The following is a 15,659-nucleotide window of genomic DNA, read 5'->3' as shown; positions in this document are numbered from 1 at the left end:
GGCGGAGGGCTTGCCCACGGTGTCAGGCGGAGGGCTTGCCCTCGTCGTCGCCCGGCTCCTCGGCCTGCTTCTTCTCCAGCCGCTCGCGCTCCTCGGTCTCGGCGAGCTGGGCCAGTGGATCGTCGAAGGAGCTCGCGCCGCCGCCGATCACCGAATCGATGAACCCGGCGGGCGAATCCAGATCGGAGGAATCGGGTAGCAGGTCCGGATGCGCCCACACCCCGTCGCGCTTCTCCGCCCCGGCGTCGGTGGTGAGCCGCCGCCACAGGGCCGCGGCCTCGCGCACCTTGCGCGGGCGCAGTTCCAGACCGACCAGGGTGGCGAAGGTCTGCTCGGCCGGCCCACCGGTGGCGCGGCGGCGGCGCAGCGTCTCGGCCAGCGCGCCCGCACCGGGCAGCCGGTCGCCGACCGCATCGGCCACCACGGTCTCCACCCAGCCCTCGATCAGGGCCAGCAGGGTTTCCAGGCGTTCCAGCGCCGCCTTCTGCTCCGGGGTGGTCTGCGGTTCGAAGGTGCCCTGGGAGAGCAGCTCTTCCAGCTTGGACGGATCGGCCAGCGACATCGGGTCCAGACCTTGGGCGGCCTGTTCGATGGCGGAGAAGTCCATCTTGATGCCGCGCGCGTAGTCCTCCACCGCGCCCAGCACCTGCGGCCGCAGCCACGGCACATGCGCGAACAGCCGCTGATGCGCGGCCTCGCGCGCGGCCAGGAAGACCATGATCTCGCTCTCCGGCTGCTCCAGCCCGTCGCTGAACTCGGAGACGGCCGCGGGCAGCAGCGCGGCGGTGCCGGCCGGGCCCAGCGGCAGACCGATATCGGTGGAGGTCAGCACCTCCTTGGCGAGCTGGCCCAGTGCCTGGCCCAGCTGCGAACCGAAGGCGAGCCCGCCCATCTGGCTCAGCATGCCCATCATCGGGGCCGCGAACTCCTTGGCCTCCTCGGGCAGGGTGGCGGTCCACATGCCCGAAACCTGTTGCGCCACCGGATCGCAGAGCCGCTTCCAGGTGGGCAGCGTCTCCTCGATCCAGTCATTGGCGGTCCAGGCCACCGTCTTGGTCGCTCCGGCGGGGAAGGTGGTGGCGGCGTCCAGCCAGAGTTCGGCCAGGTGCGCGGCATCGGTGACGGCGCGCTGCGCGCCCTGGCTCACCGGTGTGACGCTCGCGCCCAGCTGCTGGCGGGCCAGCCGCTTGGCGATGTCGTAATTGACCGGGCCGGAGGTGGCGCCCGGCTGGCTCATGCTGGTGAACATGGCACCCAGCTGGGTCAGCATCTGACCCAGCTGCGAGGGATCGAATCCGCCGCCGCCCGGACCGCCGAGTCCGAACGGGTTGTTCGCACCGGAACCGCTCGACTGATCGCCGGGCTTGCGCTCCGGATCGTCGTCGCGATTCGAGAATCCGAACGGAAAGTCACTCATGCCATCTACGGTACTGGAGCCGCGAACGCGTCGAACCGGCGAGCGGAGCGCGGCAATCACCCACATCACCAGTACCCTTGCTGCCGTGACTCGCCGCATATTCACCCTGCTCGCCGCGCTGATCCCGATTCTGGTGCTCGGCCTCGTGGGCAGTGTCGTCACCGTTCCGTTCGTGGCGCTCGGACCTGGGCCGACCTTCAATACGCTGGGCGAAGTCAATGGAAAACAGGTGGTCGAGGTGCGGGATGTGCCGGTCGATCCGACCACCGGCAATCTGAATATGACGACGGTCTCCGTTCGCGATCAGCTGAATATTTTCGAGGCATTGGGCCTGTGGCTGGATGGCGAGAACGGTCTTGTTCCGCGCGCCGAGGTGTATCCGCCCGGTGTATCGCGTGACGAGATCGACAAATCCAATCAGCAGGAGTTCAAGGATTCCGAGGACAATGCGGAATTGGCGGCGCTGCATTATCTGAAGATGCCCACGGTGGTGCGGCTGCGCGCGGTCACCGAGGACGGCCCCGCCAAGGACGTCCTGCGCCAGGGCGACGAACTGCTCACCGTCGACGGCAAGCCCGTCACCACCACCAAGGACGTGGTGACCGCGGTGTCCTCGGCCAAGCCCGGCGCGACGATCCCGGTGACCTTCCGCCGCGACGGCGCGGAACAGACCGCGGAGATCACCCTCGGCGCCCGCCCCGACGATGCCGAGAAGGGCTACCTCGGCATCACCCCCGGCGAATTCGCGGTCGGCCCCATCCAGGTCGACTTCAACCTCGCCGAAATCGGCGGCCCCTCCGCCGGTCTCATGTTCACCCTCGCCCTCATCGACAAACTCACCCCCGGCGAACTCAGCGGCGGCAAGTTCGTGGCCGGCACCGGCACCATCGACCCCGACGGCAAGGTCGGCCCCATCGGCGGCATCCAGTACAAGATGATCGCCGCCCGCGCGGCCGGCGCCGAAACCTTCCTCGTCCCGGCAGCCAACTGCAACGAAGCGACCGCCCGCACCCCCGACGGCCTGCGCCTGATCAAGGTCGAAAACCTCACCGGCGCAGTCGAAGCGCTCGACAACCTGAACGCCGGTCGGGACACCCCGAGCTGCGGTTAGAAGTCGTCGGGATCGTTTTCGAGGGTGTGCCGCAGCGCCTCGACCAGGTTCGGCGCGAGGTTCGGCGCCGTGCGCAGTTCCAGATCGCCCCAGGGATCTTCCTCGTCCGCGGAAGGCCGCACCTGCAGCAACGACAGTGACGTGCCGTCGCGCAGCACGCCGACGAACAGCCGGGCATCGCGGCGGCCCGGGTGGGTGACCGCGGCGCGGCGGGCGGCGCGGTCGGCGGCATCGCGATCGGCGAGCAAGGGCGCGATGGCATCGTCGAGCGTCTGCTCCGCGGCCGGCGGCAGCACCACGATCTGCTGCACCAGCACGCACCCCTCCACCGACGGCGGCCAGCTGGTGGTCGCCAGGAATTCGTCGAGCGCCCTGGCATCGGCCTCGCCGGCGATGTCCTCCGGGAACGGTTCCTGCGCAATGGGCGTCAGCGCGTCCCCCGCATCCACCTGATCCAGCAGCGACGGCTCCGCCGCCACCAGATCCGCGGTCGGGACCAGCGCGAACATCTGCGGCGGGCGATCCCAGCCCTCACCGTCGACATACTCCGCGACTTCGCGAATACAGCGATACAGGGCGGACGCGGCCCACTGCTCAGGGTTCACCGCCCAATCCTCGCACCGCCGCCGCGAGCAACCGATCGCGGGTGTTGGGCCCGACTCCGGGCGTTTTACGTAGAGTGGGGCGCGAACGGTCCATTGGGACCAACTCATCATCGGACTGCGGCGCGTCGGCGAACCCGGCTGCGCCGCCGGACCCTGGGAGAGTGGCATCGTGGGCATGCGCCCTGCGACAGGCTTACCTTCGCTGTCCCGCCGCAGCCGTGTGCTGTTGGTGACGGCCCTGGTGCTTGCGGCTCTATTACTCGTCGGGCCGCGTCTCACCGACGCCTATACGAACTGGTTGTGGTTCGGGGAAGTGGGATTCCGCGGCGTCTACCACACGGTGCTGCTGACGCGGATCCTATTGTTCCTCGTGGTCACGCTGGTGGTGGCGGCCATCATCTGGCTGGCCCTGCTGCTGGCCTACCGGTCCCGGCCGGTCTTCGTGCCGGTGTCCGGGCCGGGCGATCCGATCGCCCGGTACCGCACCACCGCCATGAGCCATCTGCGCCTGTTCGGGCTCGGCATCCCGCTGCTGATCGGCGTGCTGTCCGGGCTGGTGGCGCAGTCGAGCTGGGTCACCGTGCAGCTGTTCCTGCACGGCGGCTCGTTCGGAATGAAGGATCCGCAGTTCAATCTGGACGTCGGGTTCTACGCCTTCGATCTGCCGTTCTACCGCATGGTGCTGAACTGGCTGTTCGTGGCCGTGGTGATCGCGTTCTTCGCGAATCTGGTGACGCACTACGTCTTCGGCGGCGTGCGGCTGTCCGGTCGCGAGGGCACGCTGAGCACGGCGGCGCGGGTGCAGCTGGCGGTGCTGGCGGGAATGTTCGTGCTGCTCAAGGCGATCGCGTACTGGTTCGACCGGTATGCGCTGCTGTCGAGCACGCGCAAGGAGCCGACCTTCACCGGCGGTTCCTACACCGATATCAACGCGGTGCTGCCGGCCAAGCTGATCCTGCTGTCCATCGCGGTCATCTGCGCGCTGGCGTTCTTCGCCGGAGTCGTGCTGCGCGACTTGCGGATTCCCGCCATGGCGGCGGCGCTGCTGGTGCTGTCCTCGGTGCTCGTGGGCGCGGTGTGGCCGCTGCTGGTGGAGCAGTTCTCGGTGCGGCCCAACGCGGCCGACAAGGAGAGCGCCTACATCGAGCGCAATATCGAGGCCACCCGGGCGGCCTACGGGATCACCCCGGACAAGGTGGAGTACGTCGACTACAAGGGCGTGGCGCAGAAGGATCCGGTCAGCCTGCCCGCGGACCGCGCGACCATCGAGAACCTCCGCCTGCTGGATCCGAACCTGCTGCAGCCGACCTTCATTCAGCGCAACCTGCAGCTGCGCAATATCTACGGGTTCCCCGATCCGCTCGATATCGACCGCTACACCATCAACGGTGAGACGGGCGACTACATCGTGGCGGCGCGTGAACTGCAGCCGCAGAACCTGGCCGACAACCAGAAGGACTGGATCAACCAGCACACCGTCTACACCCACGGCAACGGGTTCGTCGCCTCCCCGGCGAACCGGGTGAACGTCGCGCCTCCGACGGACGCGTCCAAGGCGGCGCAGACCGATTCCGGCAGCGGCGGCTACGGTTATCCGGTCTTCGACGTGCCGGGGCCGAACGGAACCACGCTGAAGACGGTCAGCGATCTGGGCACCCCGGAGGCCGAGCAGGCCATCAAGGTCACCCAGCCGCGCATCTACTACGGCGAGCTGATCTCCAAGTCGGATGCCGACTACGCCATTGTCGGCGGCAACAACCAGGCGCCGCGCGAATACGACACCGACACCTCGCAGTACACCTACACCGGCGCGGGCGGCGTGCCGATCGGCAACTGGCTCAACCGGTTCGCGTTCGCGGCCAAGTACGCCGAGCGCAACATTCTGTTCTCCGGCGCCATCGGCGAGGATTCGAAGATCATCTTCAACCGCAATCCGCGCGACCGCGTCCAGAACGTGGCGCCGTGGCTGACCGCCGACGGCGACACCTACCCGGCCGTGGTGGACGGGCGCATCGTATGGATCGTGGACGCCTACACCACCCTCGACAACTTCCCGTACGCCCAGCACACCTCGCTGGACGGCGTCATCGAGGACAGCATCGACCAGACCACCGGCCGGCTGCTGCCGCGCAAGGAGGTCTCCTACATCCGCAACTCGGTGAAGGCCACCGTCGACGCCTACGACGGCACGGTCAAGCTGTACGAGGTGGACAAGAGCGATCCGGTGCTGCAGGCCTGGATGGGCGTGTTCCCGGGCGCGGTCACGCCGGAGAGCGAGATCAGCCCGGATCTGCGGGCGCACTTCCGCTATCCGGAGGATCTGTTCAAGGTGCAGCGCGAGATGCTGGCGAAGTACCACGTGGACGATCCGCGAGAGTTCTTCACCAACAACGCCTTCTGGTCGGTCTCCAACGACCCGACCCAGGAGGGCGCGGCCGCGGGCGCGCATCAGCCGCCGTACTACGTGCTGCTGGGCGATCCCAAGACCGGCAAGCCGTCGTTCAACCTGACCAGCGTCATGGTCGGTTACAAGCGGAACTTCCTGTCGGCCTACATCCAGGCCGCCTCGGATCCGGAGAACTACGGCAAGATCACGGTCTACAAGCTTCCGGTGGATTCGCAGACGCCGGGCCCCGGCCAGACACAGACGTCGATGACGACCTCCGATGAAGTGTCCCGTGACCGGAATCTGCTGACCGGCGGCAATGTCAACAAGATCAGGTACGGCAACCTGCTGACCCTCCCGGTCGGCGACGGCGGCATCCTCTATATCGAGCCCTGGTATCTGGAACGCAATACCGGCGGCACCAACGCCCCGTCCTACCCCCAGCTGGTGAAGGTTCTCGCCAGCTACCGCGACAAGGTCGGCTACGGCTCCACCGTCGAGGAAGCCCTCAACAAGGTCCTCCCCGGCAGCGGCAGCGCCGCCACCACCCAGCCCAACCAACAGGGCACCACCCCGCCGAACCAGGGCACGACCCCACCCGACCAGGGCGGCACTGTCACCCCGCCCACGGTCGGCAAGGACGCCGCGGTCAAACAGATCGACGACGCCCTCCGCGCGGTCACCGACGCCCAGAAGTCCGGTGACCTGGGTGCATTGGGCAAGGCGCTCGAACAGCTCCAAACAGCCGTCGACGCCTACGAGAAGGCAGGCGGCTAACCACCCGTCGCAAACCAAAAGGCGCTGCCGTCTCCATTGACGGCAGCGCCTTTTGCTTCTCCCGGTACGAGGAAGGAGTCTGTGGTTGGTCAGCGACCCCAGGACTCGATGAGCGCGGCGTTCTGCTCCAGCACCTGCTGGTACTGCGCCTGCACGCCGAACTGCTCGGCGTAATCGCCGGCCACCTGCTTGGCCTGCTCGATGAGCGCCTGCCGATCGTTGGGGACCGGGGCGGGAGCGACCGGAACGACTTCCGGCTCGGGCGCCGGGGCGGGCTCGGAAACGCCCGCGCGCAGATACTGGCCGCAGACCGGCCAGGCGCCGACACCCTGCGTGGCGAGCACATTCTCGGCCACGCGGATCTGCTCGTCCTTGCTCGCATTGTGCGCGTACCCGGTGCCGCCGTTGGCCACCCAGGTGCTGTGCGAGAACTGCAGGCCACCGTAGTAGCCATTGCCGGTATTGATGCCCCAGTTGCCGCCGCTCTCGCACTGGGCGACGCCGTCCCAGTCGTGCGTGGCGGCGGAAGCGGTCGCTGTGAAGCCGAACGGGACGGCAACAAGGGCGCCGGTGACGGCCGCGAGACCGAGGACGCGGGTGTTGATCTTCCGGTTCTGTTTCATATGGTGTCCCTCCCTGCGCCCACCGGCCCCGGCGCTGTGTGCCGCGCCGTGTCCCTGTCCCCAGGACTCGGGGTACCCGACCGCGGGACAGGGTTTCCGGTGTGCGGCGGTTCGGGTCGGAGCCCATCACAGGTTTGATCCGGGCCGCTCCTGACGATAACGAGCAAATCTCGGCAGATCACGTCTTGATAACTTCGGAATTGCATGAAGCGAATAACCGAAAAAACACCGTCGATGCAGGTTGGCTATGCTGCATTTCGAAATTCCGAATGGTCTGTTATACGCTCGTGATGTGACTCAACTCACTATGATTTTGTGAGGTGAGTCACGTTTTCAAGCCCTATGGACGGTCAACGCGCGCACGAGGGCCTCGATCCGGGCCTTGCGCAGCGCATGCCTCCCGAATCGGCCCCGCCCCGCTCGGCAAGATCGGATTAACATCCCCGAACATGCGCCTGACCTGCCGATTTGGAGCTTCTACGCAGCCGTGTGTAATGTTGTATTCACCGACGCGGGGTGGAGCAGCTCGGTAGCTCGCTGGGCTCATAACCCAGAGGTCGCAGGTTCAAATCCTGTCCCCGCTACTAGATGAACGGCCCCGGAATCACTGGTTCCGGGGCCGTTTTCATTGGATCAGCGACGGATTCGGCAGCCGGGCGACGCCGCGGCACACCTCACACGCGAGGGGTCGCCGGTTCGAACCCGGTACTCCGGCCGCGACCGCCGGGGTGTGACCGGTTGGTGGGGACGAGGTAGCGTGCGACGCTGTCGAGCTTCTCGCACGTCTCCTCGACCTCGCGGTTCGGATTCGATTGGCCGACGATCCCGGCGCCCGCCTGCAACCAGGTCGAGCCGTTCTCGCGGTAGACCCCGCGCAGCACCAGGGCGGCGTCCATCGTGCCGTCGTGCCCGACGGTGAGAACCGAACCGCCGTACAATCGGCGCGGACCGTCCTCGGAGTCTCGAATATATTGCCGGGCAGCTTCTTTCGGTACCCCCGTAGCTGTCACGGCGGGGAAGGTCACCGCGAACGCATCCCATGCGGTCCGGCCGGCCGCGAGCCGCCCCGAAATCCGTGAGCACAAGTGCTGCACCGATCCCCGTTCGCGAACCGTCATGAACTCCTCCACGGCAATGGAGCCGGGTTCACACGCCGCAGTGAGATCCTCGACGGTCATCCTGACCGAAATCGCGTGCTCATAGATCTCTTTGGGGTCCCGAAGCAGGCTCGCGCGCAATCGTTCGTTGTGTGCGTCGTCGGTGGTGAACGCACGCGTGCCGGCGAGCGTGTGGGTGGCGACGCGGCCGTCCGTGGCCACATTCAGCACGATCTCCGGGCTGAACCCGGTGGCCTCGATTCCGCCCAATCGCAAGAGAAACGATCTGGCAGGGGTATTGGCGCGCCGCCCGGTGAGATAGGTGCTGATCAGATCGATGTCGTCGCCGACAGTGATCCGCCGCGACAGGATGACCTTCTCCAAGTCGTGTCCCGCGATCGATTCGATCGCCCGTTCCACCCGGCCCCGGTACGCGGTCGTGCTCTGCTCACGGACCGGGATGGGCTGGGCCGGTGCACTCGTGATCGGCTGCCGGTCCAGCAGGATGGTCGCCGCCGCAGTGGCCGCGTCGCGGTCGGAGGATCTGATGGAGGCATATCCATCGGAGATCCGAACCTGGATGCGCGGGATCGTCAGATGCAGGACCGGGTGGTCCTCGGTCATGGTGCCGTGGGCGGCATCGGTCAGCTCGAAGGCGGCCCAGCCATACGCCTGCCAACCGGGAATGCCCACGCTGTCGAGCAACTGCTGCACGCGAAACAGGGGCGCGTCGTCCCATGCCAACTCGGTGCGCACCGGTCCCAGGAGTCGAATACCCCGGCGATCGGCGACGACTTCGGCCAGGCAACCCTGGGCGAAGGTCCACACCCGCCCGGATTCGTATGCGACAAATTCGTTGTCGGCGGCCGCGGAGGCCAGGCGCGCGACAGCGATCAGTGGGTCATCCAGCAGTGGGACCGTCAGCTCCTGAACGCACGTAGCGGATAGTGGATTCACCGTGATTCCCCTCGGGTCGGCGACGCGGCAGAACGCCAAGTCGAGATCCTATGGCGGGCAACGTATTGCTCCAAGGGAGTGTCGACCGTGGTGCGGTCCTCGTATGACACTGCAAGCAAAAGGTACTGTTGTGCAACGTATTTCACTGCAGGGGATGGCGCTGGAACGCTCGGGCGTCTCGCGGCGTTCTGGAGGTGGCGATGCGCTCGTCGGAGAACGCCGGTGGCGACGGCGCGGTCCTGACGACTGCGGATTTTCCGCAGTCACCCTCGGCCGCCGGGTTCGCGGCGGGCCGGAATCTGCTACTGAGCTTCCACGAAGCTCGCCCCTGCGTCCAAGTGCTGTTCGTGCTGCGCTTCCTCGGCGGCGGCATACTTTGCGGCGCGCCGCATCTGGATGCGCGGTTCCTGATCGGATGCCTGGCGTGGTTCTTCGCGATCATGTGCGCGTACCTCCTGAACGGATGCTCGGATCTCGTGGCGGACCGCATCAATGGATCGACTCGTCCGCTGGCCACGGGCCGCCTGCGGCGATCATCCGCGTTGCGGATCGCGGCGGCTCTCGCGCTGATGAGTGTCGGGCTGAGCGCACTGGTGTCGATCAACCTGCTGCTCCACGCGATCGGCGCGCTGGTGCTGGGCTGCGTGTACTCCTTCGGCCGGAACGCGCTCAAACGCGGACCGTTCGGCGTGACCGTGACCGTCGTCGTGATCGGTCTGCTGACGTTCGACGCCGGCAGGATTGCGTGCGAAGGCGGATTGACGGTCGAATTCGTGGCTTTCGCCGGCGGCCTGACGCTCTGGATGGTCGTCGGTGGCCTGGTCAAGGACCTCGATGAGCTACCAGGCGACCTCGCCGCCGGACGCCGCCCGTTCTTCGCATGTGTCGGGTACCTGAAAGGCTGTGTCACCGTAGGATTCATAGCCGCCGTACCGACGGGCGGCATGACCTACCTTTCGGTCACGACCGATCTTCCCGTCGATGCGGCGGCAGCCGCGTTGATCGTTGGTTCGATCGGGCTGTGGCATAGACTTTGGCGAGGATCGTGGTTGTATACGGCGCGGGGACGGAGGGGGCCGTACCGAATGTTCATGCATACGCAGTACGTGGCGTATCTGGGCTGTGCGGCTGAACTCGTCGCAGCTTGGAAAGACCCCAATTCCATAGTCTCCCTTGGTAACTGAATGTCCCGGGTAAGATAGCCGGGGGAGAAGGATGGATGGAGCCAGAAGAACATTCACGTCTGCGCGCCGCGATCAGCGCACACGCGGGACCAATTGTTGCAGACTATGTGCGACGGCTCGAAGAGATCGACAGTCCGCTCGTCCGTCCCGAGGTGATCGATGCAGTGGTGGCCCAGGCGCACTCGATTCTGTGGAGTCTCGCGGAGGACAGGTCGTCGGAGGCGGCTGAACTGAGTCGGGCGATCGGCAAGAGGAGAGCGGCCGACGGTGTGCGCCCGGCGGATTCGATGCGGGCGGCGGCATTGTTGTTCGAGGCTGCACTCCCCGTCGCCTACCGGGTCGTGACGGCGGCCGGCGCCCTCGATGAGTTCGTGGATGTCGTCACCGAACTGCACGATGCCATCTATGAACGGGTCGTGGTCGCGGCGGTGGCCTATATGGATATGCTGCTCGACCAGGTGCACGAGTCGCACCAGCTCGAGCGGCGCCGGATAGCACGTGAGCTCCACGACCAGGTCGCGCACACAATGGCGGTGGGACTCCAGCAGTTCGATCTGAGATCGATCGATCAGCGCCGGCGTGATGATGTCAGTGCTGAGCAACGATTGACAGCACTGCGGGAATCAATGGTCGAAGCCTTGAACATCGTTCGTGAACTCGCGGGAGATCTGCGCCGATCGCCGACCCGCGGCGGACTCGAGATCGCTTTGCACCGCTACGCAGAGATGGTTGCCGTCAAGGGCGTCGACATCCATCTCGACATCGAGGGTGACCTGGAGTCCATCTCGCTCGAGATCCGCGACGAATTGTATTTCGTTGTACGCGAGGCGATTCGCAATGCGGCGGTGCATTCTCGGTCGGCCCGGATTCTGGCCCGCATCTCCGTATCGGACGATGTCTTCGAGGCGGTGGTAGAGGATTTCGGTGAGGGTTTCGATCTCGAGAATCGGACCAACGGCGAGCGCGGATCGGGGGGTGGCTTGACGTCGATGCGGGAACGGATGGAAATTCTCGGAGGTACTTTGATGATCGTGAGTTCGCCCGGCTCCGGAGCACGGGTGACCGCTCATGTGCGTTTGTGATCCATGGTGGGAGGAACAGTGTGCCACGAGCGGCATCGGATCGTTATCGCCGATGATCACACCTTGTTTCGGCAAGGCGTGTGCCAGATCCTCTCGGCGGAGCCGGATTTCGAGATGGTCGGCGAAGGCTCGACGGGTACGGAGGCTGTGGAGCTCACCGCCGAGCATCAGCCGGAGGTGCTGCTCCTCGACGTGGAGATGCCCGGCGACGGTGCGGTGCCGACCATTCGGCGTGTGCACGGCGTTTCCCCGCAGACCCGTATCGTCGTGCTGTCGATGCATGCGAGCAAGGATCTGGTCAGCGAGCTGACCTCCGCGGGCGCGTCGGCGTACATCGCGAAAACCTCTGGGCGAGAGGAATTGTGCGCCAGCATTCGGTCGGTCGTGGCGGACGACCACCTGGTCATGTGGTACGTACCGAGGTCGGCGATGCCCTCACCCCACGAGGTGGAAGGGCCGACGTTGTCGCCGCGGGAGCTCGAGATTCTCAAACTGGTGGCCCGCGCTCTCCCGAATTCGCAGATCGCCGAGCAGTTGTACATCAGTGAATCCACCGTGAAGCGGCACCTGACCCGGACCTATCGGAAGATGAATGCCCGCTCGCGCCTGGATGCCGTGCACCGAGCCGCCGCGCTGGGGCTGATTTCACTGCCGTCCGGCCTCTGACCGGGCTGGGCGGACCTCCCGGTCGCGTGCGGTCGGTCATTCACTTGAATGCGAGTTTCTCCTTGTGCATGCTGGCTCATGGCTGCGGTGAGCTGCGCGTGATGAGGAGGCGAAACATTGATCGACGGGAATCGAATCGATTCGTTCGCAGAGAATTTCCGGAACGTGATGCGCCGACATTCCGCAGGCGTCACCATCATTACGACAATGTCTGCCGAGGGGCCGGTCGGATTCACCGCGAGTTCGTTCACCGCGGTATCGCTCCGGCCGCCGCTCATCTCGTTCAATATTGCCAATAATTCCTCGAGTATCGCGGCGATTCGTAAGGCCGGAAGGGTTGCGGTGCATGTGCTCGGAGCCCATCAGGAGACGCTGGCGCGCCGATTCTCCGGCGCCGCCGCCGACCGCTTCGCCGACCGCTCGAGCTGGCGGATCGCCGAGACCGGGGAGCCGGTACTCGAGGATTCGCCGATCGTGCTCCATGCCGATGTGGCACGGCTGATCCCCGTTGGCGACCATTTCATCGCGGTGGGGTTGGTACGCCGAGTGGTTGCCGACGCGGCTGAGGATTTCGATCCATTGACATACCACAACGGAAATTATCATCGTCCGCACCTGTTACCGGTGCGCAAATAGATCAGCGTGGAGGAGAGTTTTCGTATGATCGTCCTGGGTTACAACGGATTTACGCACAGTCGTGAGATCAGGATCTCTGACCACGGCACCGGCGATATCGACAGGTACAACGTCCTCGGCCACGATGCCGCGGCGGCGGTCATTATCGACGGTACGGTGGTCGCGGCGGTCGAGGAGGAGCGGCTCAACAGAGAGAAGAAGACCTCTCAATTCCCGACCAATGCCATCGACTGGTGCCTCGCCAAGAGCGGTATCGAGTTGAAGGATGTGGATTACTTCGCTTTCCCGTGGGCGGTGACCGATGAGGTGATCACGTCCATCGTGCTCGATATCTTCAATCTGTCACCGCATCCGACCATCGCTTTCGCGCTGACCGCCGAGATCGGCGAGCTGTACTCGAAACTGCTCGCGCCGGAATCGATTGCGCAGGATTTCCGGGAGCGGACCGGCTTCGACGTGCCGCCGGAGAAGCTGATCCTCGTGCCGCACCACGTGGCACATCTGATGTGCGGCTACCAGATTCGCGGCGGCGGGGACTCGGCCTTCTTCATCAGTGACGGCCGCGGCGAACGCGAATCCGCCATCGCGGGGCAGATCGTGGACGGTGAGATCACCCGCTTCGATCAAATGACGATGACCAGCTCGAACTCGGTCGGTTTGTTCTACAACAACATCACTCGCTACCTGGGCTTCCTGCCGAACAACGACGAGTACAAGGTGATGGGGCTGTCGGCGTACTGTCAGACCCCCACCGACCGCGCCATCATCGACCAGTTGATCTCACTACAGGACGATGGTCGCATCGAGTTCGCCGTCACCACGGACAACGCGCGCGGGGAGCACCCCTACCGGGCCTACTTCGATGCCATCTTCGGCGGTAACGACGCCATCCGTGAATCGTTCGAATACCGGGCTCGGGTCGCACGTGCCGCCCAGGATCTCACGGAGATCGCCACCGCGCACCAGGTCTCGGCCCTGGCGAAGCTGACCTCGCTCCCCAACCTGATCGTCGAGGGCGGTGTCGCGCTGAACTGTGTGAACAACACCAAGCTCCTCGAGAACAGCGGTTTCGACTCGGTGAATGTGAGCTACGGCGCCAGCGATACCGGGTTGGCGATCGGCGCGGCGGCACACGTCGGCCGGCAGCGCGGCAAGGTCACGCCCAAGGCCGCCGGAACCTACCTCGGTCCGGCCTACACCCATGACGAAATGGTCACCGCGACAAAGGCTTACGGTGACCGCATCAGCGTCACCGAACTCGCCGCCGCTGACGTGGCGACCAGGGTGGCGGAGCTACTCGCCGACAAGGTGGTCATCGGCTGGTTCCAGGGTGCGGCCGAGTACGGTCCCCGAGCACTCGGTGCACGGAGCATTCTGGCCAACCCGATGTTCGACGACATCAAGGACATCATCAATCTGCGCGTCAAGCACCGCGAGCCGTTCCGGCCGTTCGCGCCGATGGTGCTGGAGTCCTCGGCCGACAAGCTGTTCGAGATGGGCAAGCTGCCGAGCTCGCCGTACATGACCTTCGTCGTTCCGGTCCGGACGGAGTTCGTCGACAAGATTCCCGGAGCGTGCCATGTCGACGGCACCGCGCGGGTGCAGACGGTCTCCGATGAGCAGAACCCGTTGGTCGCGGAACTGCTGCGTGAGGTCGAAAAGAACACGGGCGTGGCCTGTTTGATCAACACGTCGTTCAATGTTGCCGGCGAGCCGATCGTCTGCTCACCCACCGACGCCATCGAGTGCTTCCTCGGTACCGAGATCGACTATCTGGTGCTCGGCCGATTGCTCCTTCGGAAGCGCGCGAGTTAGCTTCCCGCTGGGGCCGGCCGGTACCCCCGTAGCCACGGAGGTACCGGCCGGCCCGGTGTTCAGGACGACATCGGCACTCGCATGGCGGCTTCCATTCGATCGGCGATGGTGCCGACCGCCGACAGCGCGGCGAGCTCGCGCTGCAGCTCCCGGGCCCTGGTCCGGTAGGACGGTGTGCCGAGCACCTTCTCGACGGCCTTGCGAACGGCCTTCGGCTTGGGGGATCCGGTACGCAGATCGATACCGGTGCCCGACCAGGCCACCAGCGCGGCGGCATCCTGCTTCCCCTCGCTGTCGCCGCCGACGACCAACGGCACACCGTTCGTCAGCGCGAAATGGATGCCGCCGTATCCGCCGTTGGAGACCATGACGTCGACCTTCGGCATCAGGTGCGCGTACGGAATGAACTCCGCGACACGGGCATTCGCCGGAATCTCGGCGGTCAACGGCTTCCCGCCGGTGGTCGCGACGGTGATGACATCCAGGTCGGACAGCGCTCGCAGCGTCGGTAGCAGCAGGCGACCGGCATCGTTGTTGTCGATCGTGCCCTGTGTCACCAGTACCACCGGCTTTCCGGAATCCAGCTCTGCCCACCAGTGCGGTGGCTCGAAAGCCGCTGGGGCGGGCGGCAATACCGGACCTACGAAGCTGATGAGGCCGGGCCGCAGGTCGGTGCGCGGGAACTCGAAGGACTCGCAGGTCAATTGGAAGATACCGTCGGTATTGGTGGAGCCGTCCATGAAGTACCCGGGTAGTTCCGCGCCGCATGCCTCGCGCAGCCGCTCCGCGAAAACCCGTTGGCACGGAGCGAAGATCACCTTGCGGACGAGCGCATCGAGCAGGCGGTCACGGACTCGGCCGGCCATGCCCCGCATCGGCTGCAAGCCCAGTCCGATCGGCGGTGTGTCCTTGCTCGACACATAGATCGGCACCACGCCCAGGGTGAACACCGACGGGCGCTGCGATGTCGGTTGCAGCGCGAGCGGGAGGGCGCCGCAGAACGCCGAATCGACGAGCACCGCGTCGACCGTGCCCGGCGCCAGCATTGCTTGCAGCGCACGATATTGATGTGGCATCGGATCCGCGAACAGCGAGTTGATATCGAACCGTAGCTGCGCCAGGCCCTTCTTCCTCGTCCGCTCCGGAAATGCGCGGTCGAGATCACTCGCGTCGAAGTCGCATTCTTTCGGCATCGCCACGTGCTCCAGCCCCGCATTGACGACTTGTTCGGCGAATGCGTGACCGGTCAAGACTTGTACTCGATGGCCCCGGCGCGCGAGTTCGGTTCCGGCGGGCAGTAACG

At 65.5% G+C, this 15,659-nt stretch carries 12 protein-coding genes and 1 tRNA gene; 8 read left to right on the top strand and 5 right to left on the bottom strand.

The features are described from left to right. Nucleotides 1-22: 22 nt before the first annotated feature. Nucleotides 23-1,417 (bottom strand): zinc-dependent metalloprotease, encoded by a 1,395-nt coding sequence (locus tag ACYQ5L_RS30960; RefSeq protein WP_459961757.1) that lies wholly within the window; start codon nucleotides 1,415-1,417, stop codon nucleotides 23-25. Between the two features lie 85 nt (nucleotides 1,418-1,502). On the opposite strand from ACYQ5L_RS30960, the gene ACYQ5L_RS30955 reads away from it, so the two are divergent. Then, nucleotides 1,503-2,528: a YlbL family protein gene (locus ACYQ5L_RS30955; protein WP_459961756.1), complete on the top strand. Its 1,026-nt coding sequence runs from the start codon at nucleotides 1,503-1,505 to the stop codon at nucleotides 2,526-2,528. Here the strand turns inward: ACYQ5L_RS30955 and ACYQ5L_RS30950 are convergent. Beyond that, nucleotides 2,525-3,133 (bottom strand): PPA1309 family protein, encoded by a 609-nt coding sequence (locus ACYQ5L_RS30950; protein WP_459961755.1) that lies wholly within the window; start codon nucleotides 3,131-3,133, stop codon nucleotides 2,525-2,527. The two genes, ACYQ5L_RS30955 and ACYQ5L_RS30950, sit on opposite strands and share 4 nt — an antisense overlap. 169 nt (nucleotides 3,134-3,302) lie before the next feature. On the opposite strand from ACYQ5L_RS30950, the gene ACYQ5L_RS30945 reads away from it, so the two are divergent. Continuing rightward, a complete protein-coding gene (locus ACYQ5L_RS30945; RefSeq protein ID WP_459961754.1) occupies nucleotides 3,303-6,296 on the top strand; it encodes a UPF0182 family protein in 2,994 nt (997 codons plus the stop codon). Between the two features lie 89 nt (nucleotides 6,297-6,385). Here the strand turns inward: ACYQ5L_RS30945 and ACYQ5L_RS30940 are convergent, their stop codons facing one another. Further along, nucleotides 6,386-6,919 (bottom strand): transglycosylase family protein, encoded by a 534-nt coding sequence (locus tag ACYQ5L_RS30940; RefSeq protein WP_459961753.1) that lies wholly within the window; start codon nucleotides 6,917-6,919, stop codon nucleotides 6,386-6,388. Between the two features lie 510 nt (nucleotides 6,920-7,429). Between ACYQ5L_RS30940 and ACYQ5L_RS30935 the strand changes: the two genes are divergently transcribed. After that, nucleotides 7,430-7,503, top strand: a tRNA-Met gene (locus ACYQ5L_RS30935). 90 nt (nucleotides 7,504-7,593) lie between these two features. Here the strand turns inward: ACYQ5L_RS30935 and ACYQ5L_RS30930 are convergent. After that, entirely contained in the window at nucleotides 7,594-8,973 is a 1,380-nt protein-coding gene (locus tag ACYQ5L_RS30930; RefSeq protein ID WP_459961752.1) for a salicylate synthase, read from the bottom strand. Between the two features lie 200 nt (nucleotides 8,974-9,173). On the opposite strand from ACYQ5L_RS30930, the gene ACYQ5L_RS30925 reads away from it, so the two are divergent. The 5 genes from ACYQ5L_RS30925 (at nucleotide 9,174) to ACYQ5L_RS30905 (ending at nucleotide 14,356) form a co-directional block, all read left to right on the top strand. Continuing rightward, nucleotides 9,174-10,157, top strand: a complete 984-nt coding sequence (locus tag ACYQ5L_RS30925) for a UbiA family prenyltransferase (protein WP_459961751.1) — start codon at nucleotides 9,174-9,176, stop codon at nucleotides 10,155-10,157. A gap of 35 nt (nucleotides 10,158-10,192) precedes the next feature. Then, nucleotides 10,193-11,239, top strand: coding sequence for a sensor histidine kinase (locus ACYQ5L_RS30920; RefSeq protein ID WP_459961750.1), 1,047 nt, complete (start codon nucleotides 10,193-10,195; stop codon nucleotides 11,237-11,239). Nucleotides 11,240-11,242: 3 nt separating this feature from the next. Then, on the top strand, nucleotides 11,243-11,905 hold the full coding sequence (locus ACYQ5L_RS30915; RefSeq protein ID WP_459961749.1) for a response regulator: 663 nt from the start codon (nucleotides 11,243-11,245) through the stop codon (nucleotides 11,903-11,905). Between the two features lie 117 nt (nucleotides 11,906-12,022). Continuing rightward, the gene (locus ACYQ5L_RS30910) at nucleotides 12,023-12,541 is read left to right on the top strand and encodes a flavin reductase family protein (protein WP_459961748.1); all 519 of its coding nucleotides are present in this window, start codon (nucleotides 12,023-12,025) and stop codon (nucleotides 12,539-12,541) included. 24 nt (nucleotides 12,542-12,565) lie between these two features. After that, nucleotides 12,566-14,356 carry a carbamoyltransferase family protein gene (locus ACYQ5L_RS30905; protein ID WP_459961747.1) on the top strand — a complete coding sequence of 597 codons (1,791 nt, stop codon included), beginning with the start codon at nucleotides 12,566-12,568 and terminating at the stop codon, nucleotides 14,354-14,356. A 59-nt stretch (nucleotides 14,357-14,415) separates the two neighbouring features. Here the strand turns inward: ACYQ5L_RS30905 and ACYQ5L_RS30900 are convergent, their stop codons facing one another. Then, complete coding sequence (locus tag ACYQ5L_RS30900) at nucleotides 14,416-15,606, bottom strand: nucleotide disphospho-sugar-binding domain-containing protein (RefSeq protein WP_459961746.1); 1,191 nt, start codon at nucleotides 15,604-15,606, stop codon at nucleotides 14,416-14,418. Nucleotides 15,607-15,659 lie beyond the last annotated feature (53 nt).

Source organism: Nocardia sp. IFM 10818 (genome assembly GCF_054655275.1).
The sequence above is the reverse complement of the archived record's forward strand: the minus strand, read 5'-3'. Positions and strand labels throughout refer to the sequence as shown.

What these genes read in the sequence shown, in the direction of transcription:
- ACYQ5L_RS30960 (WP_459961757.1), bottom strand. Translation starts at nt 1,417, where the DNA reads ATGAGTGACTTTCCGTTCGGATTCTCGAATCGCGACGACGATCCGGAG.
- ACYQ5L_RS30940 (WP_459961753.1), bottom strand. Translation starts at nt 6,919, where the DNA reads ATGAAACAGAACCGGAAGATCAACACCCGCGTCCTCGGTCTCGCGGCC.
- ACYQ5L_RS30925 (WP_459961751.1), top strand. Translation starts at nt 9,174, where the DNA reads ATGCGCTCGTCGGAGAACGCCGGTGGCGACGGCGCGGTCCTGACGACT.
- ACYQ5L_RS30920 (WP_459961750.1), top strand. Translation starts at nt 10,193, where the DNA reads ATGGAGCCAGAAGAACATTCACGTCTGCGCGCCGCGATCAGCGCACAC.
- ACYQ5L_RS30915 (WP_459961749.1), top strand. Translation starts at nt 11,243, where the DNA reads ATGGTGGGAGGAACAGTGTGCCACGAGCGGCATCGGATCGTTATCGCC.
- ACYQ5L_RS30905 (WP_459961747.1), top strand. Translation starts at nt 12,566, where the DNA reads ATGATCGTCCTGGGTTACAACGGATTTACGCACAGTCGTGAGATCAGG.